General features: G+C 75.6%; 23 protein-coding genes and 1 riboswitch. Of the genes, 6 read left to right on the top strand and 17 right to left on the bottom strand.

The window, feature by feature from the left end; all coding sequences use genetic code 11:
* Positions 1-128 precede the first annotated feature (128 nt).
* From J5O08_RS13595 to rocD, 3 genes are all read left to right on the top strand, one after another.
* On the top strand, positions 129-677 hold the full coding sequence (locus J5O08_RS13595) for a hypothetical protein (RefSeq protein WP_218707419.1): 549 nt from the start codon (positions 129-131) through the stop codon (positions 675-677).
* A 147-nt stretch (positions 678-824) separates the two neighbouring features.
* The gene (gene ddaH, locus J5O08_RS13590; RefSeq protein ID WP_218707418.1) at positions 825-1,655 is read left to right on the top strand and encodes a dimethylargininase; all 831 of its coding nucleotides are present in this window, start codon (positions 825-827) and stop codon (positions 1,653-1,655) included.
* A 58-nt stretch (positions 1,656-1,713) separates the two neighbouring features.
* Positions 1,714-2,961, top strand: coding sequence for an ornithine--oxo-acid transaminase (rocD, locus tag J5O08_RS13585; protein ID WP_218707417.1), 1,248 nt, complete (start codon positions 1,714-1,716; stop codon positions 2,959-2,961).
* A 143-nt stretch (positions 2,962-3,104) separates the two neighbouring features.
* On the opposite strand, the gene J5O08_RS13580 is transcribed toward rocD, so the two are convergent.
* Complete coding sequence (locus tag J5O08_RS13580) at positions 3,105-4,505, bottom strand: hypothetical protein (RefSeq protein WP_218707416.1); 1,401 nt, start codon at positions 4,503-4,505, stop codon at positions 3,105-3,107.
* A 340-nt stretch (positions 4,506-4,845) separates the two neighbouring features.
* Between J5O08_RS13580 and J5O08_RS13575 the strand changes: the two genes are divergently transcribed.
* Positions 4,846-5,322: an Lrp/AsnC family transcriptional regulator gene (locus J5O08_RS13575; RefSeq protein WP_147795577.1), complete on the top strand. Its 477-nt coding sequence runs from the start codon at positions 4,846-4,848 to the stop codon at positions 5,320-5,322.
* Between the two features lie 85 nt (positions 5,323-5,407).
* On the opposite strand, the gene J5O08_RS13570 is transcribed toward J5O08_RS13575, so the two are convergent.
* The 4 genes from J5O08_RS13570 to J5O08_RS13555 all read right to left on the bottom strand — a co-directional run bounded on the left by J5O08_RS13570 (position 5,408) and on the right by J5O08_RS13555 (position 9,122).
* A complete protein-coding gene (locus J5O08_RS13570; RefSeq protein ID WP_147797106.1) occupies positions 5,408-6,379 on the bottom strand; it encodes a universal stress protein in 972 nt (323 codons plus the stop codon).
* A gap of 126 nt (positions 6,380-6,505) precedes the next feature.
* Positions 6,506-7,015, bottom strand: coding sequence for an HNH endonuclease (locus tag J5O08_RS13565; protein ID WP_246854968.1), 510 nt, complete (start codon positions 7,013-7,015; stop codon positions 6,506-6,508).
* A gap of 221 nt (positions 7,016-7,236) precedes the next feature.
* Positions 7,237-8,028: a C40 family peptidase gene (locus J5O08_RS13560; RefSeq protein ID WP_218707414.1), complete on the bottom strand. Its 792-nt coding sequence runs from the start codon at positions 8,026-8,028 to the stop codon at positions 7,237-7,239.
* A 2-nt stretch (positions 8,029-8,030) separates the two neighbouring features.
* A riboswitch (cyclic di-AMP (ydaO/yuaA leader) is annotated at positions 8,031-8,199 on the bottom strand.
* Positions 8,200-8,423: 224 nt separating this feature from the next.
* The gene (locus J5O08_RS13555; protein ID WP_217616619.1) at positions 8,424-9,122 is read right to left on the bottom strand and encodes a metal-dependent transcriptional regulator; all 699 of its coding nucleotides are present in this window, start codon (positions 9,120-9,122) and stop codon (positions 8,424-8,426) included.
* An 88-nt stretch (positions 9,123-9,210) separates the two neighbouring features.
* Here J5O08_RS13555 and serC point away from each other — a divergent pair, with 88 nt between their 5' ends.
* Positions 9,211-10,350: a phosphoserine transaminase gene (gene serC, locus J5O08_RS13550; RefSeq protein WP_308281611.1), complete on the top strand. Its 1,140-nt coding sequence runs from the start codon at positions 9,211-9,213 to the stop codon at positions 10,348-10,350.
* 137 nt (positions 10,351-10,487) lie between these two features.
* Here the strand turns inward: serC and J5O08_RS13545 are convergent, their stop codons facing one another.
* The 4 genes from J5O08_RS13545 to J5O08_RS13530 all read right to left on the bottom strand — a co-directional run bounded on the left by J5O08_RS13545 (position 10,488) and on the right by J5O08_RS13530 (position 15,269).
* Entirely contained in the window at positions 10,488-11,240 is a 753-nt protein-coding gene (locus tag J5O08_RS13545) for an LPXTG cell wall anchor domain-containing protein (protein WP_218707413.1), read from the bottom strand.
* 401 nt (positions 11,241-11,641) lie between these two features.
* Positions 11,642-13,423, bottom strand: a complete 1,782-nt coding sequence (locus tag J5O08_RS13540; protein WP_218707412.1) for a DUF4012 domain-containing protein — start codon at positions 13,421-13,423, stop codon at positions 11,642-11,644.
* An 84-nt stretch (positions 13,424-13,507) separates the two neighbouring features.
* On the bottom strand, positions 13,508-14,830 hold the full coding sequence (locus tag J5O08_RS13535) for an MFS transporter (RefSeq protein ID WP_218707411.1): 1,323 nt from the start codon (positions 14,828-14,830) through the stop codon (positions 13,508-13,510).
* 10 nt (positions 14,831-14,840) lie between these two features.
* Positions 14,841-15,269 carry a MarR family winged helix-turn-helix transcriptional regulator gene (locus tag J5O08_RS13530; protein WP_218707410.1) on the bottom strand — a complete coding sequence of 143 codons (429 nt, stop codon included), beginning with the start codon at positions 15,267-15,269 and terminating at the stop codon, positions 14,841-14,843.
* A 219-nt stretch (positions 15,270-15,488) separates the two neighbouring features.
* Between J5O08_RS13530 and J5O08_RS13525 the strand changes: the two genes are divergently transcribed.
* Entirely contained in the window at positions 15,489-16,403 is a 915-nt protein-coding gene (locus tag J5O08_RS13525; RefSeq protein ID WP_218707409.1) for an endonuclease domain-containing protein, read from the top strand.
* 115 nt (positions 16,404-16,518) lie between these two features.
* On the opposite strand, the gene J5O08_RS13520 is transcribed toward J5O08_RS13525, so the two are convergent.
* From J5O08_RS13520 to J5O08_RS13485, 8 genes are all read right to left on the bottom strand, one after another.
* The gene (locus J5O08_RS13520; RefSeq protein ID WP_218707407.1) at positions 16,519-17,844 is read right to left on the bottom strand and encodes a UDP-glucose/GDP-mannose dehydrogenase family protein; all 1,326 of its coding nucleotides are present in this window, start codon (positions 17,842-17,844) and stop codon (positions 16,519-16,521) included.
* A 149-nt stretch (positions 17,845-17,993) separates the two neighbouring features.
* On the bottom strand, positions 17,994-19,478 hold the full coding sequence (locus J5O08_RS13515; RefSeq protein WP_218707406.1) for an NCS2 family permease: 1,485 nt from the start codon (positions 19,476-19,478) through the stop codon (positions 17,994-17,996).
* A gap of 122 nt (positions 19,479-19,600) precedes the next feature.
* Positions 19,601-20,089: a hypothetical protein gene (locus tag J5O08_RS13510; protein WP_217616627.1), complete on the bottom strand. Its 489-nt coding sequence runs from the start codon at positions 20,087-20,089 to the stop codon at positions 19,601-19,603.
* On the bottom strand, positions 20,086-20,448 hold the full coding sequence (locus J5O08_RS13505) for a response regulator (RefSeq protein WP_147797104.1): 363 nt from the start codon (positions 20,446-20,448) through the stop codon (positions 20,086-20,088). Before J5O08_RS13505 ends, J5O08_RS13510 begins: the two co-directional genes overlap by 4 nt.
* 67 nt (positions 20,449-20,515) lie before the next feature.
* Positions 20,516-20,971, bottom strand: a complete 456-nt coding sequence (locus tag J5O08_RS13500; protein ID WP_217616628.1) for a chemotaxis protein CheX — start codon at positions 20,969-20,971, stop codon at positions 20,516-20,518.
* Positions 20,968-21,351 carry a response regulator gene (locus J5O08_RS13495; protein ID WP_147795564.1) on the bottom strand — a complete coding sequence of 128 codons (384 nt, stop codon included), beginning with the start codon at positions 21,349-21,351 and terminating at the stop codon, positions 20,968-20,970. The genes J5O08_RS13500 and J5O08_RS13495 overlap by 4 nt, the downstream gene beginning before the upstream one ends.
* Complete coding sequence (locus J5O08_RS13490) at positions 21,348-22,358, bottom strand: protein-glutamate O-methyltransferase CheR (protein ID WP_218707405.1); 1,011 nt, start codon at positions 22,356-22,358, stop codon at positions 21,348-21,350. Before J5O08_RS13490 ends, J5O08_RS13495 begins: the two co-directional genes overlap by 4 nt.
* Positions 22,355-23,088 (bottom strand): CheB methylesterase domain-containing protein (locus tag J5O08_RS13485; protein WP_218707404.1); only part of this gene is annotated, 734 nt, incomplete at its 5' end. The genes J5O08_RS13485 and J5O08_RS13490, both read right to left, overlap by 4 nt.

The following is a 23,088-nucleotide window of genomic DNA, read 5'->3' as shown; positions in this document are numbered from 1 at the left end:
CGCGGCACCGCAGTTCACCGCGACGGGTGACGATCCCAGAGGGGACGATGTCGGGACGCGCCCGGGGCCGACGCGGGGCGAGTGGCCCCACCCCGTCCGCGACGCACCGACGGGGGACGAGGGCGACGATGATCACGCGAGACCGGGACCGCACGCCGTGGGCGCGCGCGTCCCGCGTGCTGCCCCTGGACGCCGAGCGCGCCTGGGACCTCGTCGCCGACGCCCGGCACCACACCCGGTGGGTCCCGCTGACCCGGGTCGACCTGACGCGACCGGGCGACGAGGCCGCGGGTCCCGGCTGGGAGCGCTGGCCCGGCCGCACGGCGCCCGAGGTCGGCGACGAGATCCTCGCGGTGAGCGGCCCGACCGCGCGCCGCGGCGGTCCCGGCCTGGTCGACCGGATGCGGATCGAGCGCTACGAGCGCCCGCTCGGCGCCGTGCCCGGCGTGGCGGTGTTCCAGAAGCTCGGCCCGGTGCTGCTCGGCACCGCGCGGATCGAGGTCGAGGCCGTCGGCTCGTCGGCCCGCGTCACCTGGAGCGAGTCGGTGCACCTGCGCGGCCTGCCGCCGGGCACGACGCGCTGGCTCGGCGCGCTGCTCCTCGACGCGATGCTGCGGCTCGTCCTCGACCGCGCGGTGCGCGAGGCCGAGGGCGGCACGCAACGAACCGCCGCCTAAGGGCCTCATCGCGCAACGAACCGGTGGTGGCTGCGCAACGTCGCGCCATGATGCGGCGCGCGGGCGGACCGTAGGCTTGCCCGGACGCGCCCCGACGAGGCGGCCCGACGTCCGACCACGCCGTCCCCGGACACCTCGAGGAGCACCATGCCCGCGACCCCGCAGCAGACCCGCCGCCACTACCTGATGTGCGAGCCGACCTTCTACACGGTCTCCTACGAGATCAACCCGTGGATGGACTCGACGCGGTACACGGACGCGGGCCTCGCGGTGCAGCAGTGGACGGTGCTCAAGGACACCTTCGAGTCCCTCGGCCACACGGTCGAGACGATCGACCCGATCCCGGGCCTGCCGGACATGGTCTACGCGGCCAACGGCGCGACGATCGTCGACGGCCTCGTGTACTCCGCGAAGTTCCGCTACCCCGAGCGGCAGCCCGAGGGCCCGGCGTACGAGAAGTGGTTCGCCGACCACGGCTACGTCACGCACACGGCGGAGCAGGTCAACGAGGGCGAGGGCGACATCCTCGGCGTCGGCGACGTGCTGCTGGCCGGCACCGGCTTCCGCACGGACCGCGCCTCGCACGACGAGCTCGCGAAGGTCACCGGCCGCGAGGTCGTGACGCTGGAGCTCGTCGACGCGCACTACTACCACCTGGACACCGCGCTGGCCGTGCTCGACTCGACGGCCGGCCGCGAGCAGGTCGCCTACTACCCGCCGGCCTTCTCGGACGCCTCGCGCGCCGAGCTGGAGCGCCGCTTCCCGGACGCCGTCATCGCCTCCGAGGCCGACGCCGCGTGTCTCGGCCTCAACGCGGTGAGCGACGGCCTGAACGTCGTCGTCGCCCCCGGCGCGACCGCCCTGGCCGCCCAGCTGACCGACCGCGGCTTCCGCCCGATCCCCGTCGACACCAGCGAGCTGCTCAAGGGCGGCGGCGGGGCCAAGTGCTGCACGCTGGAGATCCGTCCCGCGCGCTGACCCCCTCGGCCGGCCGGGGTCCCCCGGCCGGCCCCGCCCCGGCCGGAAGGTGACCGCCATGACCGCCACGATCCCCAGCCGGGACGCCGAGCGCGCCGCCGCCGGCCCGCTCGCGCCGAACTACCACCCGCTGCCCGTCACGCTGACGACCGGCGAGGGCGCGTGGGTCCGGGACACCGAGGGCCGGACGTACCTCGACCTGCTCGCCGGGTACTCGGCGCTGAACTTCGGGCACCGGCACCCCGCGCTGATCGGGGCCGCCAAGGCTCAGCTCGACCGGCTGACGCTGTCGTCCCGGGCGTTCGACCACGACCTGCTGCACCCCTTCGCCGAGGCGCTGTCCGACCTGGCGCGGCCGGTGGTGGCGGGCGTCGCCGGCGCGCCGGACCCGCAGCCGATGGTGCTGCCGATGAACACCGGCGCCGAGGCCGTCGAGACCGCGATCAAGGCCGCCCGGAAGTGGGGCTACGACGTCCGCGGCGTGGCGCCCGAGCGCGCGACGATCGTCGTGGCCGCCGGCAACTTCCACGGCCGCACGACGACGATCGTGTCGTTCTCCACCGACCCCGAGGCGCGGGAGGGCTTCGCCCCGCACACGCCCGGCTTCCGGGTGGTGCCGTTCGGCGACGCCGAGGCGCTGCGGGACGCGGTCGACGAGACGACGGTCGCCGTGCTGCTCGAGCCGATCCAGGGCGAGCAGGGCGTCGTCGTGCCGCCCGCGGACTACTGGCCCGCCGTGCGGGCGATCTGCGACGACGCCGACGTGCTGCTGATCGCGGACGAGATCCAGTCGGGCCTCGGCCGCACCGGCACGACGTTCGCGCTCGAGCTCTGGGGCGTGCGCGCGGACCTGGTGACGCTGGGCAAGGCGCTCGGCGGCGGGGTGCTCCCCGTGTCCGCGGTCGTCGGCCGGCCCGACGTGCTGGGCGTGCTGACGGCCGGCACCCACGGGTCGACCTTCGGGGGCAACCCGCTCGCCTGCGCCGTCGGGATCGCGGTCGTGGACCTGCTGCGGCCCGGCACCTTCCAGGAGCGCGCCCGCACGCTCGGTGCGCACCTGCACGAGCGGCTGGCGACGCTGGTCGACACGGGCCTGCTCGTCGGCAGCCGGGGCGTCGGCCTGTGGGCCGGCCTCGACGTCGACCCGGCCCGGATGACCGGGCGGGAGCTCTGCGAGCGGCTGCTCGGCCTGGGCGTGCTCGCCAAGGACACGCACGGGTCCACGATCCGGCTGGCGCCGCCGCTCGTGGTCGAGGCCGACGACCTGGACCTGGCGCTCGACCGCCTGACGCAGGCGCTGCGCTGACCCGGGCGCGCCGCACCGCCATCTCGCCGAGTCTCCGTTCCGTGCCTGCGTGCGCAGGGGTGGGCGCAGGCGAGGAACGGAGACTCGGCGGAGTGGACCGGAGCGGCGGGCGCGCGCCCCGCTGCTGGAGCGCGCGCCCGCGGTCAGGAGAACCGCATCGCGGTGTAGAGCCGGCCGTTGATCGTTACGGCGCCGATCGACACCGAGGACTTGCCCGCCTTGAGGATCCAGGCGCGGTGGCTCGGCGAGTTCATGTACGCCGCGATCATCTGGCTGTCGCTCGCGGGCTGCACCCAGCCCACGATGTGGTCGCTGCCGGAGTGCCAGATGCTGCCGGCCGCGGCCATCGCGGCCGCGTGGTCCGCCAGCGACGACGAGCCCGAGACCGAGAGCGCCGGCAGCCCGTTCGCGGCGCGAGCGGCGTTCAGCGCGGCACCGAGCCCGCCGACCCCGTACGACGAGACGCCCGGCGCCCAGGCGGAGGCGGCCGGGGCGGCCGCGGCGGGTGCCGCCGACCCGCCCCCGGAGGCCGCCGGTCCGACGGCACGGTTCGACCGGGCGGTGGTGGAGCGCGGGGACGCGGACCGCTGGGCGGCGGCGCGCTGGGCGGCCTCCGCGGCCGCCTGCTCGGCGGCGGCGCGCTCGGCGGCGATCCGGGCGGCCTCCGCGGCCTGCCAGGCGGCCTCGGCGTCGACCGCGGCCTTCTGCGGCGCGGCGACCGAGGCGGTGGCCGCGGCGAGGTCGGCCGGGCTCACGCCGGCGCCGGTGCCGTCGGCGGCCCGCTGCGCGGCGTCGGCCGCGGTGCGCAGGGCGGCGAGGGCGGCGTCGCCGGCGTGCGGGGACGCGTCCGCCGCGGTGCGCGCGGCGGTCACGACGGCGCCCGCGTCCCGTACCGCGTCCGCCACGAGCGCGTCGTACCGGGCGGTCGCCTGCGCGGCGCGGGCGTCGGCGAAGAACGCCTCGTCCGCGAGCTGCGCCGCGTACTCGGCCGCCACGCGCTCCCGGGCGTGCGCCCAGGCCGTGGCACGGGCGTCGGCGCGCAGCTGCACGACCACGCCGGCGGCGACCCCGCCGACCAGGGCGAGGCAGAGCGCGGTGACGGCGACCCCGCGGCCGCGGCCGGTGCGGGGGCGGGCACGGCGGGGCGTCCGGGTCGCGGCGTGGCCGGGCGCGCCGAGCGCGAACGGCGCACGCGCGGCAGGGACCTCGGCGGGCGGGGCGTCGAGGACGGGGACCGCCGGAGCGGGCGGGGCGTCGAGGACGGGGACCGCCGCAGCGGGCGGGGCGTCGAGCACGGCGGTCGCAGCCGCCGCAGACGGGGCGTCGGGCACGGCGGCCGCGGCCGCCGGCACGTCGAGCACCGCGGTCGCCGCGCGCGCGGTCGCGTCCGTGGTCGACGCCGCGCGCGTGCGCTGCGTGGGGATCGTCCCGGGTGCGGCCTCACGACGCGGGTCCTCGTCGCGCGGGCGCGGCTCCGTGGCGGGGCGGGCGGGCGGCGTCGTCGTGGTGCTCGGCGTCGTGGGGTCCGGGCGTCTGCCGGTCACCGGCATGACTGGTCCTTCCTCGGTGCGGTCGCTGGGCCCCCTGTCCCCGCTCCCATCGACCCCCCGCGGAAAGCGCTGAACGCCCGACCTGGGCGTTCACCCCCGCCTCGCCGTGAACCCGCAGGTCAGCCGATCCACGTCCCCCGCACGGGTGAACCGGCCACCCGGGTGGCGGTCACCCGGCTGCCGCAGGGCTCATCCGCGCCCGGACCCGTCCGCGCCGGCCGTGGCTCCGATGCCGCGCCCCTCGCCGGCCCCGCGCCGCGGCCCTGCGACGTGGCCCTGCGACCCGGGCCGGCGCGTGCCCACCGAGGTGCGCCCCGTGCGCGAGGATGGGCCCGTGCCCCCCACCCGTCCCGGCGACCTCGACCCCATCGACGAGGCGATCCTCCGCGAGCTGGCCGTCGACGCCCGTGCGTCCTACGCCGACATCGGGCACGTGGTCGCCCTGTCCGCGCCCGCGGTGAAGCGCCGGGTCGACCGGCTGCGGGAGCGCGGCGTCGTGCGGGGGTTCACGGTGCTGCTCGACCCGGCCGCGCTCGGCTGGGAGACGGAGGCGTTCATCGAGCTGTTCTGCCACGGCTCGACCAGCCCGGCCACGATGCGGGCGGGCGTCGAGCGCTACCCCGAGGTCGTCGCGGCGAGCACGGTCACCGGCGACGTCGACCTCGTGGTCCAGGTGCGCGCGCGGGACATGCGGCACCTGGAGCAGGTCGTCGAGCGCCTCGCGGCCGAGCCGTTCGTCGCGCGGACGCGGTCGACGATCGTCCTGTCGGCGCTCGTCCGCCGCCCGGACGTCCCCCCGCCCCCGGCCTGATCCGGCCCCGACCGGACCCGGTCCCGGGCGCCCGCCCCGGCCGACCCCGCGTCCGGCCGACCCCGCACCCGGCCGGTCCCGCGCCTCAGCCCGCGGCCTGCTCCGCCGACCCGCCGCCCGCCGCGGCCATCCGCTCCTGGCACCGGTTGGTCACGACCATCACCGGGCACGCCGCGTGGTGCAGCACCGCCTGGCTGGTGGACCCGAGCAGCAGCCCGGCGAACCCGCCGCGGCCGCGCGACCCGACGACGATGAGGTCGGTGGCCGTGGAGAACTCGGTGAGCAGCTCGGCGCCGGTGCCGTCGAGCACGACCCGCTTCACAGTCGTCCCGGGCCGGTCGGCGAGCGCGCGGTCCACGACGACGTTCAGCCCCTCGGTGACGTCGGCCAGCACCTGGGTCTGGTCGATCGTCGCCGGCAGCCACGCCATGACCCCGGAGCCGCTGCCGACGGGCACGCCGGCGACCGCGGTGAGCTCGGCGCCCCACGCCTCCGCCTCGTCGATCGCGTGCCGCAGGGCGAGGTCGGCCTGCGGGCTGCCGTCGACGCCCACGATCATCCGGCGCACCGGCCGCACGACCGGGGTCGACTCGTCCGCCGGGACGACGCCGCCGCGGCGCTGGTCCCGCAGCGGGACCACCACGGTCGGGCAGTAGGCGTGCGCGGGCAGCGTGGACGACACGGTGCCGAGCAGCCGGTCGGCGAACCCGCCCTTGCCCCGGGTGCCGACGACCGCGAGCGAGGCGTCCCGGGACATCTCGACGAGCACGGCCGCGGCGTCGCCGGTCGCGACGGTCGTGACGACCTCGAGCCCCGGCGCCTCCGCGCGCTGCCGCGCCTCGGACAGCACGGCGCGCGCGCCCTGCTGGATGGCGGTGTCGTCCAGGGCGGCGTACCCGCCGTCCAGCGACGCCGCCGTGAACGACGGCAGCGTGTACGAGCACACGACGTGCAGCGTCCGGCCCCGCGTCCGGGCCTCCGCCGCGGCCCAGTCGAGGGCGTGCATGCTCGCCGCCGACCCGTCCACGCCGACCAGGATCTCCGCGTCCCGCTTCATCGCCACGACCTCCTCCGGTGCACGTCCCAGTGTGCCCCCGATCATGCCCGTTCCGCACTCGCCGTGGGGTCCGGCGTGGCGTGGACTTGACGGAGGCTTGGGGCGACGGGCGCGCGGCGCGCCGCGTCAGGCGGCCAGGTAGGGCGACCAGGCCGGCTCGTCGACCGCCGCCCCGTGCAGGAACGCCGTCGCGCCCCGGGGGGCGGACGGCGTCCAGGCGAGCTCCCAGCCGATCTCATGCAGCAGGTGATCGGCCTTGCGGTGGTTGCACCGGCGGCAGGCCGCGACGACGTTGCCCCACTCGTGCCGCCCGCCGCGCGAGCGCGGGTGCACGTGGTCGACCGTGTCGGCGTGCGCGCCGCAGTACGCGCACCGGTGGTCGTCGCGCTGCAGCACCGTCCGGCGGGTCGGCGGCAGCGGGCGGCGCATCGGCACGTGCACGTACCGGGTCAGCGACAGGACGACCGGCAGGGGCACCGCGACGTGCTCGGAGTGCAGCACGCGGCCGTCGGACTCGAGCACGGTGGCCTTGCCGGACATCACGAGCGTCACGGCGCGGGGCAGGCCGACGACGCACAGGGGCTCGAGGCTGGCGTTCAGGAGCAGCGTCCTGGGTGGGGCGGGCAGCAGCAGCACGGCGTCACTCCTGGGTCCTCGGGGACCCGCCTGGCTGGCGGGCCCGCTGGGGGAGGCAAGCAAGAGCAGGGTACGCGCACCTGGCCGGAGTGACCCCATCGTTTGTGCCGCACGTCACGTCGCCCGCCCGGCGCCCGGCGCGGACGCGCGGCCCGGGGACGACGCGACCCCCACGGCCGCGCGGGCCGTGGGGGTCGGGTCGGGAGATGCTGCGGAGCGTGTCAGCCGATGCGGATGAACGTCGGGTTGCTCTGCCAGATGCTGCGGAACTGGATCGTCTTGCCCGGGCGGGGCGAGTCGATCTGCTGGTCGCCGCCGGCGTAGATCGAGATGTGGCCGGGGCTCCAGATCAGGTCGCCGGGCTGGGCCTCGGACGCGGAGACCACGGTGCCGGCCGCCTTGATCGCGGACGACGTGCGCGGCAGGGAGATGCCGAGCTGCGCGTAGACGTAGGACACGAAGCCCGAGCAGTCGAAGCCGGCCGGGGTGGTGCCGCCGGAGACGTACGGGACGCCCACGTAGCGGGCGGCGACCTCGAGCACGGCGTTGCCGGCGACCGACTGCGGGACCGCGGCGGCGGCGACCTCGGCCGTCGCGGTGGCGGTCTCGGCGGTGGCGGCGCGCTGCGCAGAGCGGGAGGTGGTGGTGGTGCGCACCGGCTCCGGCTCGGGCTCGGGCTCCGGGACGACGGCCGTGACGGCCGGGGTCTCGAACGACCACGCGGCGTCCGCGGGGGCCGTGACGACCGGCGCGGTCTCGAGGACCGTCTTCGCCGAGGCCGTCAGGGCGGCGGTGTCGACCGACGGCAGCGCGGCCTGGTCGCCGGAGGCGGTCGCGGCGTTGGCGGCCGGGACGGCGACCGCGGAGACCATGAGCCCCGTGGTGGCCGCGACGACGGCGGTGCGGCGACCGGCCAGGGCGAGGGTGCCCGTGGCGGCGGTGGCGAGATCGGTCAGGGGGGTGACGGGGCGACGCGCGGAACGGTGTCGAGCGCGCACAGCACTAGCGGTCACGTACAGCCTCTCCTGGCGCCTACGAGGTGAGCTGTCGGGTTCGGGTCGGAGATACCCGGCCGCGATCCGCTCCCGGTCACCCGGTCGCGTCACGCGGCTTCACCCCAAGGACACCGTCTCCGGTGCCCGCATGTGGTTCCCCCGCCCCTGCCGGCGAAGTGTGTACGGAACCTCGGGCGGCGGCAGGGCTCGGCGTACCGTCCAAGGGCTCGAGCGGAGGAGGGTTCCGACGAGCAGGACCGAAGGTACCCGACCCCCGAGCCGATTGTCACGTTCCGGTCACGGACTGTTTCCCGGCCCCGAGAGAGCGCTCACATCGCCCAGCAGGTCACCGACGCGCGAGGGCCCCGCGGGTGGCGTGCGCCACAGCCCGCGGGGCCCTCTCCGGACGTCGGTCAGGAGGTGCGGAGGAAGACGTGCCGCGCGACCTCCTGCGGCAGGTCCAGCACGGTCTCCGCGCCCGGGGCGCCGACCGTCACGGTGTTGCCGTTCTTCTCCACCGCGATCTCGTTCCCGGGCCGCACGCCGGCCTGGGACAGCCGCGCGAGCAGCTCGACGTCCGTCTGGATCGGCTCGCCCAGCCGCGCCACGACGCCCTTGGTCGCGCCGCCGGCCTCGACCGCGACGGTGACCACCGGGGTCACGCCGTCGAGGAAGCCGACCGGGGTGCGCTCCTCGCCGATCTCGTCGAGGCCGGGGATCGGGTTGCCGTACGGGTCGAAGTGCGGGTGGTCGAGCAGCCCGGCCAGGCGCCGCTCGACGCGCTCGCTCATGACGTGCTCCCAGCGGCACGCCTCCTCGTGCACGTACTCCCAGTCGAGCCCGATGACGTCGGTCAGCAGGCGCTCGGCCAGGCGGTGCTTGCGCATCACGCGCATGGCCTTGCTCTGGCCGGTCTCGGTCAGCTCGAGGTGCCGGTCGCCGGACACGACCAGGAGCCCGTCGCGCTCCATCCGGGCGACGGTCTGCGACACCGTGGGGCCGCTGTGCCCGAGGCGCTCGGCGATGCGGGCGCGCAGCGGGGTGATGCCCTCCTCGGTGAGCTCGTAGATCGTCTTCAAATACATCTCGGTCGTGTCGATCAGGTCACTCACGCCGGTGCCCTCCTGTCGTGCGCGGACGTCCGTCCACAGGCTAGTCGGCTCCGGCCCCGCGCGGACGCGCCTGGGTATCGTGCGGCTCGTGACCGCGACCACGCCGCCCGCCGTGACCATCCCGGACCACCTGCTGCCCGCCGACGGGCGGTTCGGCTCCGGCCCGGCCAAGGTGCGCGACGCGCAGGTGCGCGCGCTGGCCGCCGCCGGGCGCACCCTGCTCGGCACGTCGCACCGCCAGCCGCCGGTGAAGCACCTCGTGGGCCGGGTGCGGGCCGGGCTCGGCGAGCTGTTCTCGCTGCCCGACGGCTACGAGGTCGCGCTCGGCAACGGCGGGTCGACGGCCTTCTGGGACCTCGCGACGCTCTGCCTGGTCGAGCGCCGGTCGGCGCACGCGGTGTTCGGGGAGTTCGGCTCGAAGTTCGCCGCCGCCGCGGCGCGGGCGCCGTTCCTCGACGAGCCGGTGCTGACGTCGGTCGCCCCCGGGACGTCGGCGGTCCCGGCCCTCGCCGACGGCGTCGACGCGTACGCCTGGCCGCACAACGAGACGTCCACCGGTGCCGTGGCCCCGGTCCGCCGGGTGCCGGGCTCGGCCGACCAGAGCGCCCTGGTGCTCGTCGACGCGACCTCGGGCGCCGGCGGGCTCGCCGTGGACGTGTCGCAGACGGACGCGTACTACTTCGCGCCGCAGAAGTCGTTCGCGTCCGACGGCGGCCTGTGGCTCGCGGTGCTGTCCCCCGCCGCGATCGAGCGCGCCGCCCGCGTCGAGTCGTCGGGCCGCTGGGTGCCGGAGTTCCTGTCGCTCACGACGGCCGTGCAGAACTCGCGCGCGGACCAGACGCTCAACACCCCGGCGATCGCGACGCTCGTGCTGCTGGCCGAGCAGGTCGACTGGATGCTCGCGAACGGCGGCCTGGCGTGGTGCGCCGAGCGGACCGCGACCTCCGCCGGCCACCTGTACGGCTGGGCCGAGGCCCGCGACTGGGCGTCGCCGTTCGTCGCCGACCCGGAGCAGCGCTCGCCCGTCGTCGGCACCATCGACCTGGCCCCCGAGATCGAGGCGCCGACCGTCGCGAAGATCCTCCGCGCGCACGGGATCGTCGACGTCGAGCCGTACCGGAAGCTCGGGCGGAACCAGCTCCGGGTCGCGATGTTCCCGGCGGTGGAGCCGGACGACGTGCTCGCGCTCACGGCCTGCCTCGACCACGTGGTCGACCGCCTCGTCTGACCCGGGCGCGGGGGGGGGGCGCGGGGGCGGCCCGCCCGGCCCGCCCCCCCCCCCCCCCCCCCCGGGGGCCCCCCGCCCCGCGGCCCCCGGGCGCGGGGGCGGCCGCCGGGGCCGGCCCCGGCGTCCTCCGCCGCCCGTCAGCCCTCGTGGCGCCGGCGACGCACCGGGATCGCGACCAGCACCCCGCCGACCAGCAGGAGCAGGCCAGCCGCGAGCAGCAACGGCGTCGCGTTCGCGCCGGTGACCGCGAGCACCGCCGAGGCCGCCTGCACGTCCTCGGGCGCGGCGAGCACGTCCGACGTGACGACCACGCCCGCGACCTGCGACTGCGGCGGGTTCGCGCACACCGCGGAGGCCGGCGGGTACGAGACCACCGTCGAGGCGCTCGGGTTGACCTCGAAGGTCACCTCGATCTGCGGCCGGGTGTAGTCGTACGCGTCGTGCTCGGTCCACGACCCGTCCGGCAGCTGCGTCCAGCCCGGCCAGTCGACGACCACGCCGTCCACGACGACGGTCCCCGGCCAGTAGACCTGCCCGCTGAGCGGCAGCCCGGACTGCACCAGGTCCTCGCCGCCGGGGTTGTGCCAGGTGATCGTCACGGTCGAGCTGGACGTGCCGACGGGCTCGACCGCGTAGGACAGCGCGGGCGCCGACGCGAGGCACACCGCCTCCGCGCGGGCGATGCCGAGCTCGCACCGGGTGGGCGGGGCGTAGCCGTCGGCGGGGACGTCGGTCGGGTTCTCGCAGTCGCCGATCGTCACCGCGGGGGCCGGGGTCACCGGGGCCGCGACGGCGGGGACCGTGGGCGCCGCGAGCGCCGGGGCGACCGGGCCGAGGACGGCGGCGGCCGCCGCGACCAGGCCGATCAGGATGCGTCGCCGGTGTGCCATGTGCTCCCCCAAGGACCGGGCGCCCGGCGTCGTTGCCGGACTCGGGTCCGATTCGTACAAATCGGACATTTCGGTCATGGTAGGCACGCGATCGGCAGACGCGCGCGGCCGCCGGGGGTGGAAGTTCCGCGTCATCACGCGGATGTCGCCGGGTCAGAGGTGGCTCGACGCAAAGGCGGGTGGCCTGACCTGCGCGGGGGCCGGGGCGCCCGTCCAGCGGGGGCCGCCGGGGCGGCGCCGGAGCGGCGGGTGAAATCACGCCGTCGGGCGACAGCGCGGGACGGGCCCGGCGCGGGCACGGCGCTGTCACGCCGCAGGCACGGCGCGGCACCGCGCGCACCGCGGACCGATGGCAGGCCGTTCCGGGGCACGACGCGCGCCCCCTCGGGTGCCCGAGCGCGTCAGCCGGCCGGGCACTCCCCCGTCACGACGCCCGGCCCGGTGAGCGTCGGGGTGGTCCACACGGTCAGCGCCCCGCCGGGCGCGGGGACGCGCACGCTGTACGTCTCCGCGGACCCGGGCGCGAGCCGCGACGTCAGCACCGCCACGTCCCGCCGCGCGGTGGACGCCTGCTGCCCACCGACCACCACCCCGTCGCGGGACACCGGCCCCACCCGGCCGTCGCGCGGCGACCAGAACGACACGTTGGTCGCCAGCCAGCCCGCGGGCACGCCCGAGCGGCCGTCACCCAGCACCTGCGCCGGGTAGCCCGCCACGTCGGCCGGCGGCCGGTAGTCGAGCGCGAGGTCCACCCGGGCCGTCGGCTCGGCGGTGCCGCAGCCCGCCATCGTCACCGTGACCGTCGTCGTGAGGTCGTAGTCGAGCTTGCCGGCGGTGGCGTCGTCGAGGAAGAGCCCGAGCGCCCCGCCGACCCGCCCCGTGGGGGTCGCGGCGTCGCCGGTGAGGAACGCGCCGCCGAGCGGAGTGCGCGCGAGGACGGCCTGGTCCGCGGGGTCGGCGGTCCACAGCGCCACCCGGCGCTCGTCCACCGCGTCGAGCAGGGTCTGACCGGCCACGCGCGCGGTCGCCGGGTCGGCGGTCGCGTCGCGCAGCACCGCGAACGCCGCCGTCGCCACCTGCGCGTAGAACGCGTCGCCCCACCGCGGGTCGCCGTACGCCAGGTACGCGTCGCGCAGCAGGGCCTGCAGCAGGGTGTCCCCGCCCAGCTCCTCGCCGTCGGCCTGCACCGTGCGCCCGGTCGCGGACAGCAGGTCGGCCACTACCACCGGGTCGGTCGCGATGACGCCGTCGACCACCTGGCCCGTCGACTGCTCCCAGAACGCCGCCGCGAGCGCCGCGGCCCGCGGGAAGTCGGGGACGAGCACGGAGTCCTGCACCCAGCGCCCCGGCCGGTCGCCGTACAGCGTGGCCTCGGCGTCGGACAGCGGCAGCGCGGGCGCGGCGAGCTCCGGCAGGTCGACGGTGCTGCGCTGGCCCACCAGCCCGACCGCGCCGTCCGCGACCTGGAGCACGGCCACCGCGCCGACGATGCCGCCCTGCGCCCGCAGCTCCGCCGGGTTGAGCGAGAGCAGCAGGTAGGTGCGCGGGCCGTCCGCGCCGAGCAGGTCGGGCAGCACGGCGGCGACCTCGCCGACGGCCTGCAACGACCCGGCCGCCCCGTCGAGCGCGGTCCGCAGCTGCGTGACCGGGCCCGCGACGGGGCCGACGAGCCGGTCGGGGTCGAGCGTCGCGAGCTCCGCGCGCAGCGTGTCGACCACCGTCGCGGCCCGCGCGGCGGCGGGGGCGGCGGTGGCGACCGGGGCCAGGTCGACCCAGCCCGCGGGCACGGCCTCCGCGGGCTGCGCGCCCGCGTCGACCACCGCGCCGAGGGCGGTCAGCAGGTCGGGCGCGGCGTCGTGGGCCAGTCGGTCGGCGGCGGTCGCGACGACGGCCACGGCCCGGAGGTCGTCGCCGAGGAGCGGGAGGTGCTCGGCGAGCCGCCACACCGGGTCGTCCACCGCGTCGGCCGCGCGGGCGGCGGCGTCCTGCGCCCCCGGCAGCCGGGCCTCGAGCGCCGGGACGTCGAGCGCGTCGGCCTCCCCGCGGGCGCCGTCCGCCGAGGCCTGCAGGTCCCGCAGGGCCGTGCCCGCCTGGTAGACCCGGAACGCCAGCCAGCCGCCGAGCAGGAGCGCGCCCGCGAGCAGCGTCGCCACCGCGAGGAGCACCCGTCGTCGGACTGCCATCCGTCGATCGTCACATATCGGACAAATCGGGCAAGGGTTCGGGCGCGGGTTCACCCGCTCGGGACGGGGTGGAGCGGCGGGCCGCTACAGCGCCGCGTCCGCCGCCTCGCGCGCCGCGACCTGGTCGACCCCGCGCCGCGGGGCCGGGACCTCCGGGTGCAGCACCTCGAGGTGCGGGCGGCTGAGCAGCCGGTACCGCACCTGCACCTGCCAGCGCTTCCGCGCCCACAGCGCCGCCGCGACCGACACCAGCAGCGCCGTGATGGAGCCGATGCCGATCGACCACCGCGGGCCGAAGTGCTCCCCGATCCAGCCGACGATCGGCGACCCGATGGGCGTCGCCCCGAGCATGACGATCATGTAGAGCGACATCACCCGGCCGCGCACCACCGGGTCGGTCGACATCTGGATGGTCGTGTTCGCGGCCGTCATCATCGTCAGCGAGGCCAGGCCGACCGGGATGCACGCCACCGCGTAGGACACGTAGGTCGGCATGAGCGCCTGGACGCCCGTCGCCACCCCGAACGCGAACGCCGCACCGATCACCAGCCGCACGCGGGGTCGCTCGCGCCGGGCCGCCAGCAGCGCGCCGGCCAGCGAGCCGATCGCCAGCACCGAGCCGAGGATCCCGTACTCCCCCGCGCCCTTGCCGAACTCCGCCCGGGCCATGAGCGCGCTGGTCATCTGGAAGTTCAGGCCGAACGTCGAGACGACGCCGATGACCGCCATGATCACGAGGATGTCGCTGCGCCCCCGGACGTACCGCACGCCCTCGCGGATCTGCCCCTTCGCGCGGGGGGCGACCGGCATGGTGTGCAGCTCGCCGGTCCGCATCAGCATCAGCGCCAGGATCGTCGCCGCGAACGACACCCCGTTGATGACGAACACCCAGCCGGTGCCGACCGCCGCGATCGCCAGGCCCGCGACGCCCGGGCCGATCAGGCGGGCCGCGTTGAAGGACGTGCTGTTGAGGCCGACGGCGTTCGACAGCCGGTTCGCGGGCACCAGCTCCGCCACGAACGTCTGCCGCACCGGCTGGTCGAGCGCCGCGACCGCGCCGAGCGCCAGCGCGAACAGGTAGACGTGCCACAGCTGCGCGTGCCCGGACAGCACCAGCGCACCCAGCCCGAACGCGAGCACGCCCTGGGCGCCCTGCGTGATCATCAGCAGCTTGCGGCGGTTCACCCGGTCGGCGAGCACGCCGGCCCACGCGGACAGCAGGAGGGTCGGGGCGAACTGCAGGGCCGTCGTGATCCCGACCGCGAGGCCGGAGTCGTCGGACAGGTCGGTGAGGACGAGCCAGTCCTGGGCGACGCGCTGCATCCAGGTGCCGACGTTCGCGACGAGCGCGCCGGCGAACCACAGCCGGTAGTTGAAGTAGCGGAGCGACGCGAACGTCGAGTTCATGCGGGCGGCCTCATCCTGCCGCGATCCGGCGCAGCAGCACGGCGGCCTGCGCGAGGGTCCGGCGTTCGTCGTCGGTCAGGGTGTCGAGCTGGGCGGCGAGCCACGCGTCGCGGCGGCGGCGGGTCTCGCGGACCTCGGCCTCCCCCGGCGCGGTCAGGCTCACGACGACCTGGCGCCCGTCGGTCGGGTGCTCGGACTTCCGCACGAAGCCCAGCTCCACCAGCGCGTTCACGGTGCGGGTCATGGAGGGCGGCTGCACGTGCTCGGCGTCGGCGAGCGCGCCGGGGCTGAGCGGGCCCTCGCGCAGCAGGATCGCGAGCACGTTGAACTGCGGGTCGGGCAGGTCGGCGCCGCCGCGCCGCGAGCGGATCCGCCGCGTCGACTTGGCGAGCGCGACCCGCAGCTCCCCCGCGAGCTCCCCGGGACTGTCGCTGGTCATAACAGTTACCTTACGTCATTACCTTCGCTAACAAAACCCTTCCTCCCCCTCGCCCGCGCCGTCCCCGCCGAGATGGCAACTCTCGGCTGCGCGACTGGTCGCAGACACAGCCGAGAGTTGCCATCTCGGCGAAGGGTCGGACGCGCGGGGCGGGCGTCTGTCCACAGGCGGCCAGGCGAGGGGTGCCGCAGCAGTCCGCGAGAGGGCAACGTGGCTGCCATGCCCCGTCCCCCGCGCACGCTCCCGGCCGTCCTGCGCCGCGGGCCGTTCACCGTCACGGACGGCCTCGCCGTCGGCACCCCCGAGGACGCGCTGCGCCGCGCCGGCCTTCGCGTCCCCACTCCCTCCGTGCGTGCTGCTGGTCCCGCACCCGCTGCGAGCGACGTCCTGGCGCGGTGCCAGGAGTTCGCGCCGGTGCTCCCTCCGGACGCGGTGTTCTGCCACAGCACCGCGTTCGCCCTCCTCGGCGTCGACCTCCCGTTCGACGTCGACGCGACGGGCGACCTCCACGTCGAGGTGGGCCCAGGCCGATCGCTGCCGCGTCGGCGGGGTCTGGTCGGCCATCGTCGCTCGTCGACGGATGTCCCCTTCATCCGGTTGCCCCTCGGCGTGCGTGTCACGCTTCCCGAGGCCGCGTGGACTCAGCTCGCGACCGCGGTCCCTCCGCGCGAGCTCGTGGTCGCCGCGGACGCCCTCATGCGCCGCCAGGCCCCGCTGTGCCGAACCGAGCACCTGGAGCGCGCCGTCTCGGCCCTGCCGGCTGGCGCCCGCGGCGTCCGCCGACTGCGGAACGCGCTCGTCCACGCACGCGCCGGCACGGACTCGTGCATGGAGACGCGGCTGCGCTGGACCCTGACGGACGGCGGCCTTCCTGCCCCCTCCGTCAACGCCCTCGTCCGGGACGCCGACGGACAGGTCGTCGCGATGCCCGACCTGTCGTACGAGGAGGAGCGCGTCGCGATCGAGTACGACGGGGACGTCCACCGGACGGACCGCCGTACGTGGCTCCGCGACGGGACGCGCCGCGCCGCGCTGGAGTCGCTCGGCTGGCGCGTGATCAGCTGCACCGCCGACGACGTGCTCCGCCATCCCGACCGACCCGTCACGTGGGTCCGCCGCGCCCTCCGCCGATGACCCCGCGCCGAGATGGCAACTCTCGGCTGCACCCGGGGGTCCTCACAGAGCCGAGAGTTGCCATCTCGGCGGACGTGGGGCGGCAAGCAGAGGTGCGCGCGGAAGGGCGCGCGGGTTACGGGCGGCCCAGGGCGCGGTACGTCCAGCCCGCGGCGCGCCACGCGCGCGGGTCGAGGACGTTGCGGCCGTCGAGGACCGCCCGGCGGGCGACCAGCTCCCCGACGCGCGCCGGGTCCAGCGCGCGGTACTCCGCCCACTCGGTCGCCAGCAGCACCACGTCCGCGTCCGCGACCGCCTCCTCCGCGGTCGCCGCGAACGTCAGGCCCGGCCACGCCCGGCGCGCGTTCTCCACCGCCTGCGGGTCCGTCACCACGACCTGCGCGCCCTGCAGCTGCATCTGCGCGGCGACCGACAGCGCGGGCGAGTCCCGGATGTCGTCCGAGTCCGGCTTGAACGCCGCGCCCAGCACCGCGATCCGCCGGCCGACGATCGACCCGCCGCACACCTCACGGGCCAGGTCCACCATCCGCACCCGGCGGCGCATGTTGATCGCGTCGACCTCCCGGAGGAAGGACAGCGCCTGGTCGACGCCGAGCTCGCCCGCGCGGGCCATGAACGCCCGGATGTCCTTGGGCAGGCAGCCGCCGCCGAACCCGAGCCCCGCGTTGAGGAACCGCCGCCCGATCCGGTCGTCGTACCCGATGGCGTCCGCGAGCCGGGTGACGTCCGCGCCGGTAGCCTCGCACAGCTCGGCCATGGCGTTGATGAACGAGATCTTGGTCGCGAGGAAGCTGTTGGCCGCGACCTTCACCAGCTGGGCCGTCGCGTAGTCGGTGACGACGAGCGGGGTGCCGTCGGCGAGCGGCGCGGCGTACACCTCGTCGAGGAGCCCGCGGGCCCGGTCGCCCTCCGCCGTGGGCACCCCGTCGTCGTCGGTGGGCAGGCCGTAGACGAGCCGGTCCGGGTGCAGCGTGTCCTGGACGGCCAGGCCCTCGCGCAGGAACTCCGGGTTCCACACGAGCGTCGCCCCCGTGCCCTCGAGCCGCGCGGCGAGCGCCTCCGCGGTCCCGACGGGCACGGTCGACTTCCCGACCACGAGGTCTCCCGGGTGCAGGTGCGGCAGCAGCGCCGCGAACGCGTCCTCGACGTAGGTGAGGTCCGCCCGGAACTCGCCGTGCTTCTGCGGGGTGCCGACGCACAGGAAGTGCACCGCCGCCCCTGCGGCGTCCGCCATGTCGGTGCCGAACGTCAGCCGACCGTCGCCGCCGACCTCGGCCAGCAGCTCCGGCAAGCCGGGCTCGTAGAACGGCGCGGTGCCCGAGGCGAGCAGCTCGACCTTGGCGGCGTCCACGTCGACCCCGACCACGGTGTGCCCGAGCTTGGCCATGCTCGCGGCGTGCACCGCGCCGAGGTAGCCGCAGCCGATGACGGAGACACGCATGGGGAACCCTTTGTCAGATCGCGGAGGACGTCTGCGAACCTATCGCGGCCCGCCACCTACCGCCGGAGCACCGCCCCACCCCCCACCGACGACGACGCCCGCCCGGACGCGGGGTCCGGGCGGGCGCGGTCAGGCTGCGACGCGGCTGGTCAGACGCCCAGCCAGGACTTGATCGGGCCGATGAGGAAGTACACGACGAACAGCGCCGCGGCCACCCACATGAGGGGGTGCACCTTGCGGACCTTGCCGAGCGCCAGCTTCAGCACGACGAACGAGATGACGCCCGCGCCGATGCCGACCGTGATCGAGTACGAGAACGGCATCAGGACGATCGTCAGGAACGCCGGGACGGCGACCTCGAAGTTCTTCCAGTCGATGCCGGACACCTGCATGACCATGAGGAAGCCGACGACGACCAGCGCCGGGGTGGCCGCCTCGAACGGCACCATGCCGACCAGCGGCGCGAGGAAGGTCGCGAGCAGGAAGGCGACGCCGGTCGTGACGGACGCGAGGCCGGTGCGCGCGCCGTCGCCGACGCCCGCCGCGGACTCCACGTACGAGGTGTTCGACGACACCGAGGCGGCACCGCCGGCGGCCGCGGCGATCGAGTCGACGACCAGGATCGACCGGGTGCGGGGCGGGTTGCCCTCCTTGTCGAGCAGGCCCGCCTCGCCGCCGACGGCGACCATCGTGCCCATCGTGTCGAAGAAGTCGGCGATCATCACCGAGAACACCAGCAGGATCACCGCGACGACCCCGATCTTCTCGATCGAGCCGAACAGCGAGAACTGGCCGAGCAGCGAGAAGTCCGGCGCGGCGACGACGGAGTCCGGCACGGCCGGCACGGCCAGCGACCAGCCGTCGGGGTTGTCGGCGGAGCGCTCGCCGAGGTTGCCGACCGCCTCCACGACGATCGCCAGCACCGTCGAGGTGGCGATGGCGATGAGGATCGCGCCGTGCACCTTGCGGGCCATGAGGATGATCGCGAGGAACAGGCCGACGACGAACACCAGCAGCGGCCAGGAGCCCAGCGAGCCGCCGATGCCGAGCTCGACCGGCGTGGCCTGGCTGAACGGGATGCGCACGAAGCCCGCGTCGAACAGGCCGATGAACGCGATGAACAGACCGATGCCGACGCTGATCGCGGTCTTCAGCTCCATCGGGACCGCGCGGAACACGGCCTCCCGGAACCCGGTGAGCACCAGCACGAGGATGATCAGGCCCTCGAGCACCACGATGCCCATCGCGTCGGCCCAGGTCATGTCGGGCAGCGAGGCGATCGAGTACGCGACGACGGCGTTGAGGCCGAGGCCCGCGGCGAGCGCCAGCGGGAAGTTGGCCACGACGCCCATGAGGATCGACATGACGCCGGCGACCAGGGCGGTGGTCGCGGCGATCATCGGGATGTTCGGCTCGGAGCCGCCGCCCAGGAAGTTCCCGGAGCCGTCCTGGACGGTCCCGAGGATGAGCGGGTTCAGCACGATGATGTAGCTCATCGTGAAGAAGGTGACGAGACCGCCGCGGATCTCGGTGCCGATGGTCGACCCGCGCTCGGAGATCTTGAAGAACCGGTCGACCGCGTTCTTCGGCGCGGCGGACGCCGGAGCGGTCGCCCGCGGGGAGGTGGTGGACATGGGGGGAAGTGTGGCAGAAGGGTGACGGCCCGGTCGCGGGTGTCCGGGAAGCGTTCACCGGCCCGAAACACGCGGCGGCCCGGGCCCGTCGACGGACCCGGGCCGCGTCGCGGCGGGACGCCTCAGATCACCAGCACCGACGCCGTGCCCGAGCCGTACCCGGACACCTCGACCTCGAGGTCGAGCCGGCGCACGTACGCCAGGACCCACTGCGCCACGTCGGCCGGCAGCGGCTCGCGCGGGGCGTACCACTTGTCCAGCTTGAGGTGCGGGGCGTCGCCGACGTTGAACAGCGCGGCGGTGACGTTGAGGATCTCGCCGGCGTTCTCGGCCAGGGCCGAGGGCAGCTGCTCCTCCTCGACGGCGGTCTGCGCGGTGCGGGCGGGGACCAGCGCGATCGACGCGCCCAGGTGGGCGGCGAGCGGCAGGTCGAACAGCACGAGCGCGGACAGCTTCATGAGCTTGTCGACGTAGACGCCGACGAGCGCCCCGCCGTTGAGCACCGGGTCGACCATCGGGCCGCCGGTCGTGACGGTGATGTCCCGTCCGACCAGGCCCTCCCAGTGCTCGCGCACCTCCATGGCCGCGGGCAGCGGCGTGGCGTCGCTCATGCCAGCACCGGGTCGATCGCCTCGCGGAAGGTGTCCGCGGTGAACGGCTTGGCGATGAGGAACAGCGCGCCGGCCTCCTCGGCGGTGGTGCGCATCTCCTCGGAGCCCTCGGAGGTCACGAACCCGAGCGGGGTGCCGAACCCCTCGGCGCGCAGCGCGCGCAGCAGGTCGATGCCCGTCAGGTTCGGCATGTTCCAGTCGGACAGGATGACGTCGGGCTCGTCGGCCCGCACGGCCTCGAGGGCCTCCTGGCCGTCGGACGCCTCGCGGACGTCCCAGTCGTAGCCGGCCTGGCGCAGCGTGCGGATCACGATCTGCCGCATCACCCGGCTGTCGTCGGCGATGAGCACGCGGATCATGCTCGTCACTTCCCTTCGGTGGCGGGTCCCGCGACGGTGGTCGCGGGGGTCTGGGTGGCGCCGGGGCTCACTGGAACAGCGAGACCACGACGACGATCGGGCGGCCGCGCCAGTCGAGGCGCAGCTCGTGCGTGAGCGACCCGGCGGGGGCCGCGGGGAGCGCCGACTCGACCTGGGGCAGCCCGAGGGTGCCCTGGCTCGGGAGCAGCGCCTTGATGTTCCCGCCGACGACGTTGGCGACCTCGCCGAACGCGTCCTGCAGGTCCTCGGGGCCGACGGGCTCGTCGGCGCCCATGCCCAGCAGGGCACGGGTCAGCTCGTGCGCGGTGGGGACGTCGGTGGTGACGGCGGCGCGCCCGGCGAGCTCGCCGTGCACGTCCACCCAGGCGGCCAGGGGCTCCGCGGGGGCGGGCACCTCGCCCTCCCAGGGGCGGAGGTAGCCGGGCTCCCCGTCGATCATCGCCGCGAACACCTCCTCCGCGATCGCGAACACCTGGTCCTGCTCCACGGCGGCGGCGGTCATACGGGCTCCTCGGCGGGGACGAGCCCGAGCAGGTCGAGCTTGTCGCGGATGGCATCGGTGGTGAACGGCTTGATCAGGTACTCGTGGGCGCCCGCCGCGAGCGCACGCACGATCTGGCCGTGCTCGCTCTCGGTGGTGACCATCATCAGCGTGATGTTGCGCCAGGCCGGGTTGGCCCGGACCTTCGTGACGAACGTCAGGCCGTCCATCACCGGCATGTTCCAGTCGATGCAGGCGAGGTCGACCTCCTCCCCGGACTCGAGCAGGTCCAGCGCCTGCTGCCCGTCCCCGGCCTGGACGGTGCTGAACCCCAGGTCCTCCAGGGCGCCCGCGACGATGCGTCGCATCGTCCGCGAGTCGTCGATGACCAGTGCTCTCATCGCGTCACTCCTTGTTCGAATGCCGGTCCGGCAGGGCGCCTCGGCGCGGTGGGCAGGGTGGTGGCAGGTCGGGGCTGGACCGGCCAGGTGGTCGTGGGGGCCGCGGCGACGGGCACGCGGGGCGCCGTCGCCGGGACCGCGGGGGTGGCGCCGGTGAGGGTGCCGGGGGCCGGCCGCGGGGCGGGCACGGCGCCGGCCTGGACCGGGCGGTACACGGACCCGCGCTCGACGGGCACCCGCTCCCAGTCGCCGTCGACGCCGATGGTGGTCTCGGCGGCGCCGAGCACCAGGTACCCGCCGGGGCGGAGCGCGCGGTGCACCCGGCCGAGGATCGAGCGCTTGGTCTCGAGGTCGAAGTAGATGAGCACGTTGCGCAGGAACACGATGTCGAACGGGCCGGGGGGCGCCGGGTCGAGCAGGTTGTGCTTGGTGAACGTGATCGAGCGGCGCAGGTCGTCGGCGATCTGCCAGTCGTGGCCGTTGCGCTGGAACCAGCGGACCATCATCGGCGCGGGCAGGCCGCGGTTGACCTCGAGCTGCGAGTACCGGCCGGACCGGGCCTGCGCGAGCACCTGCTCGGACAGGTCGGTGGCCGTGATGTCGAACCGCGCACCCGGGCCGAGCACGTCGGTCAGGGTCATCGCGATGGAGTACGGCTCCTGCCCGGTGGAGCAGGCCGCCGACCACACCCGCAGGCCGTCCAGCACCGGGCGGTCGGCGCGCAGGCCCGGCACGATGTGCGTCCGGAGCGCGGAGAACGGGGTGTTGTCCCGGAACCACGAGGTCTCGTTGGTGGTGAGCGCCTCGACGATGTCGGCCAGGTCGGACTCGCGGCGCGCGGCGCGCACCTCGCGGACGTAGGCGTCGACGCCGGCGTGGCCCCCGTCGCGGGCGAGCGGCAGCAGCCGGCTCTCCACGAGGTACTCCTTGCCGGCCTCCAGCTGGATGGCGCTGCGCCGCCGCACGACGTCGGCGACGAAGGCGAAGGTGTCCTGGGTCAGGCTCACGGCCGACCTCCGATCGGGGCTGCTGCGGGGCGTCCGGAGCCGGCGCGGGCCAGCACGGACTCGAGGGTGGGGGCGACCTCGCCCAGGGGGAGCACGCGGTGGGCGAACCCGGCGGTCGCGACCGCACCCGGCATGCCCCAGACGACGCTGGTGGGCTCGTCCTGCACCACGACGGTGCCGCCGGCGCCGACCACGTCCTCGCACCCGGTGCGGCCGTCCGCGCCCATGCCGGTGAGCACGAGGGCGAGCAGCTGGCCGCCGAGCTCGCGGACCGCGGACCGGAACAGCACGTCGACGGCCGGGCGGCAGAAGTTCACCGGCGGGCCGTCGGTCAGCTTCACGCGCAGCTGGCCCGCGGACCGGTTGAGCTCGAGGTGGTGGTCGCCGGGGGCGATGTAGACGGTGCCGGGCTGCAGCAGGTCGCCGTCGGCGGCCTCCACGACCGTGGCCGGGCCGAGCCGGTCGAGCCGGGCGGCGAGCTGCCGGGTGAACACCGGCGGCATGTGCTGCACGACGAGCACCGGCACCGACGGCGGGGCGGACAGGGCGCCGATGACCTTCGACAGCGCCTCCGGGCCGCCGGTCGACGAGCCGATGATCACGGCGCTGACCGGGTGCGGCGCGGGGGCCTGCCGGGTGACGACGGGGCGGCGCGCGTTCGCCGAGGAGGCGACCGGGGCGGCGCCCGCGGCGAGGCGGGCGCGCGGCGCGGGCGCCCCGGCCGGTGCCG

This window comes from Cellulomonas sp. PS-H5 (assembly GCF_019265565.1).
Lineage (GTDB): Bacteria > Actinomycetota > Actinomycetes > Actinomycetales > Cellulomonadaceae > Cellulomonas.
This window is presented reverse-complemented; position numbering and strand designations above follow the sequence as displayed.

Excerpts from the sequence above, each read along its gene's own strand:
- J5O08_RS13595 (WP_218707419.1), top strand. The coding sequence starts at position 129 with ATGATCACGCGAGACCGGGACCGCACGCCGTGGGCGCGCGCGTCCCGC.
- ddaH (WP_218707418.1), top strand. The coding sequence starts at position 825 with ATGCCCGCGACCCCGCAGCAGACCCGCCGCCACTACCTGATGTGCGAG.
- rocD (WP_218707417.1), top strand. The coding sequence starts at position 1,714 with ATGACCGCCACGATCCCCAGCCGGGACGCCGAGCGCGCCGCCGCCGGC.
- J5O08_RS13570 (WP_147797106.1), bottom strand. The coding sequence starts at position 6,379 with ATGAAGCGGGACGCGGAGATCCTGGTCGGCGTGGACGGGTCGGCGGCG.
- J5O08_RS13545 (WP_218707413.1), bottom strand. The coding sequence starts at position 11,240 with ATGGCACACCGGCGACGCATCCTGATCGGCCTGGTCGCGGCGGCCGCC.
- J5O08_RS13540 (WP_218707412.1), bottom strand. The coding sequence starts at position 13,423 with ATGGCAGTCCGACGACGGGTGCTCCTCGCGGTGGCGACGCTGCTCGCG.
- J5O08_RS13535 (WP_218707411.1), bottom strand. The coding sequence starts at position 14,830 with ATGAACTCGACGTTCGCGTCGCTCCGCTACTTCAACTACCGGCTGTGG.
- J5O08_RS13530 (WP_218707410.1), bottom strand. The coding sequence starts at position 15,269 with ATGACCAGCGACAGTCCCGGGGAGCTCGCGGGGGAGCTGCGGGTCGCG.
- J5O08_RS13525 (WP_218707409.1), top strand. The coding sequence starts at position 15,489 with ATGCCCCGTCCCCCGCGCACGCTCCCGGCCGTCCTGCGCCGCGGGCCG.
- J5O08_RS13520 (WP_218707407.1), bottom strand. The coding sequence starts at position 17,844 with ATGCGTGTCTCCGTCATCGGCTGCGGCTACCTCGGCGCGGTGCACGCC.
- J5O08_RS13515 (WP_218707406.1), bottom strand. The coding sequence starts at position 19,478 with ATGTCCACCACCTCCCCGCGGGCGACCGCTCCGGCGTCCGCCGCGCCG.
- J5O08_RS13510 (WP_217616627.1), bottom strand. The coding sequence starts at position 20,089 with ATGAGCGACGCCACGCCGCTGCCCGCGGCCATGGAGGTGCGCGAGCAC.
- J5O08_RS13505 (WP_147797104.1), bottom strand. The coding sequence starts at position 20,448 with ATGATCCGCGTGCTCATCGCCGACGACAGCCGGGTGATGCGGCAGATC.
- J5O08_RS13500 (WP_217616628.1), bottom strand. The coding sequence starts at position 20,971 with ATGACCGCCGCCGCCGTGGAGCAGGACCAGGTGTTCGCGATCGCGGAG.
- J5O08_RS13495 (WP_147795564.1), bottom strand. The coding sequence starts at position 21,351 with ATGAGAGCACTGGTCATCGACGACTCGCGGACGATGCGACGCATCGTC.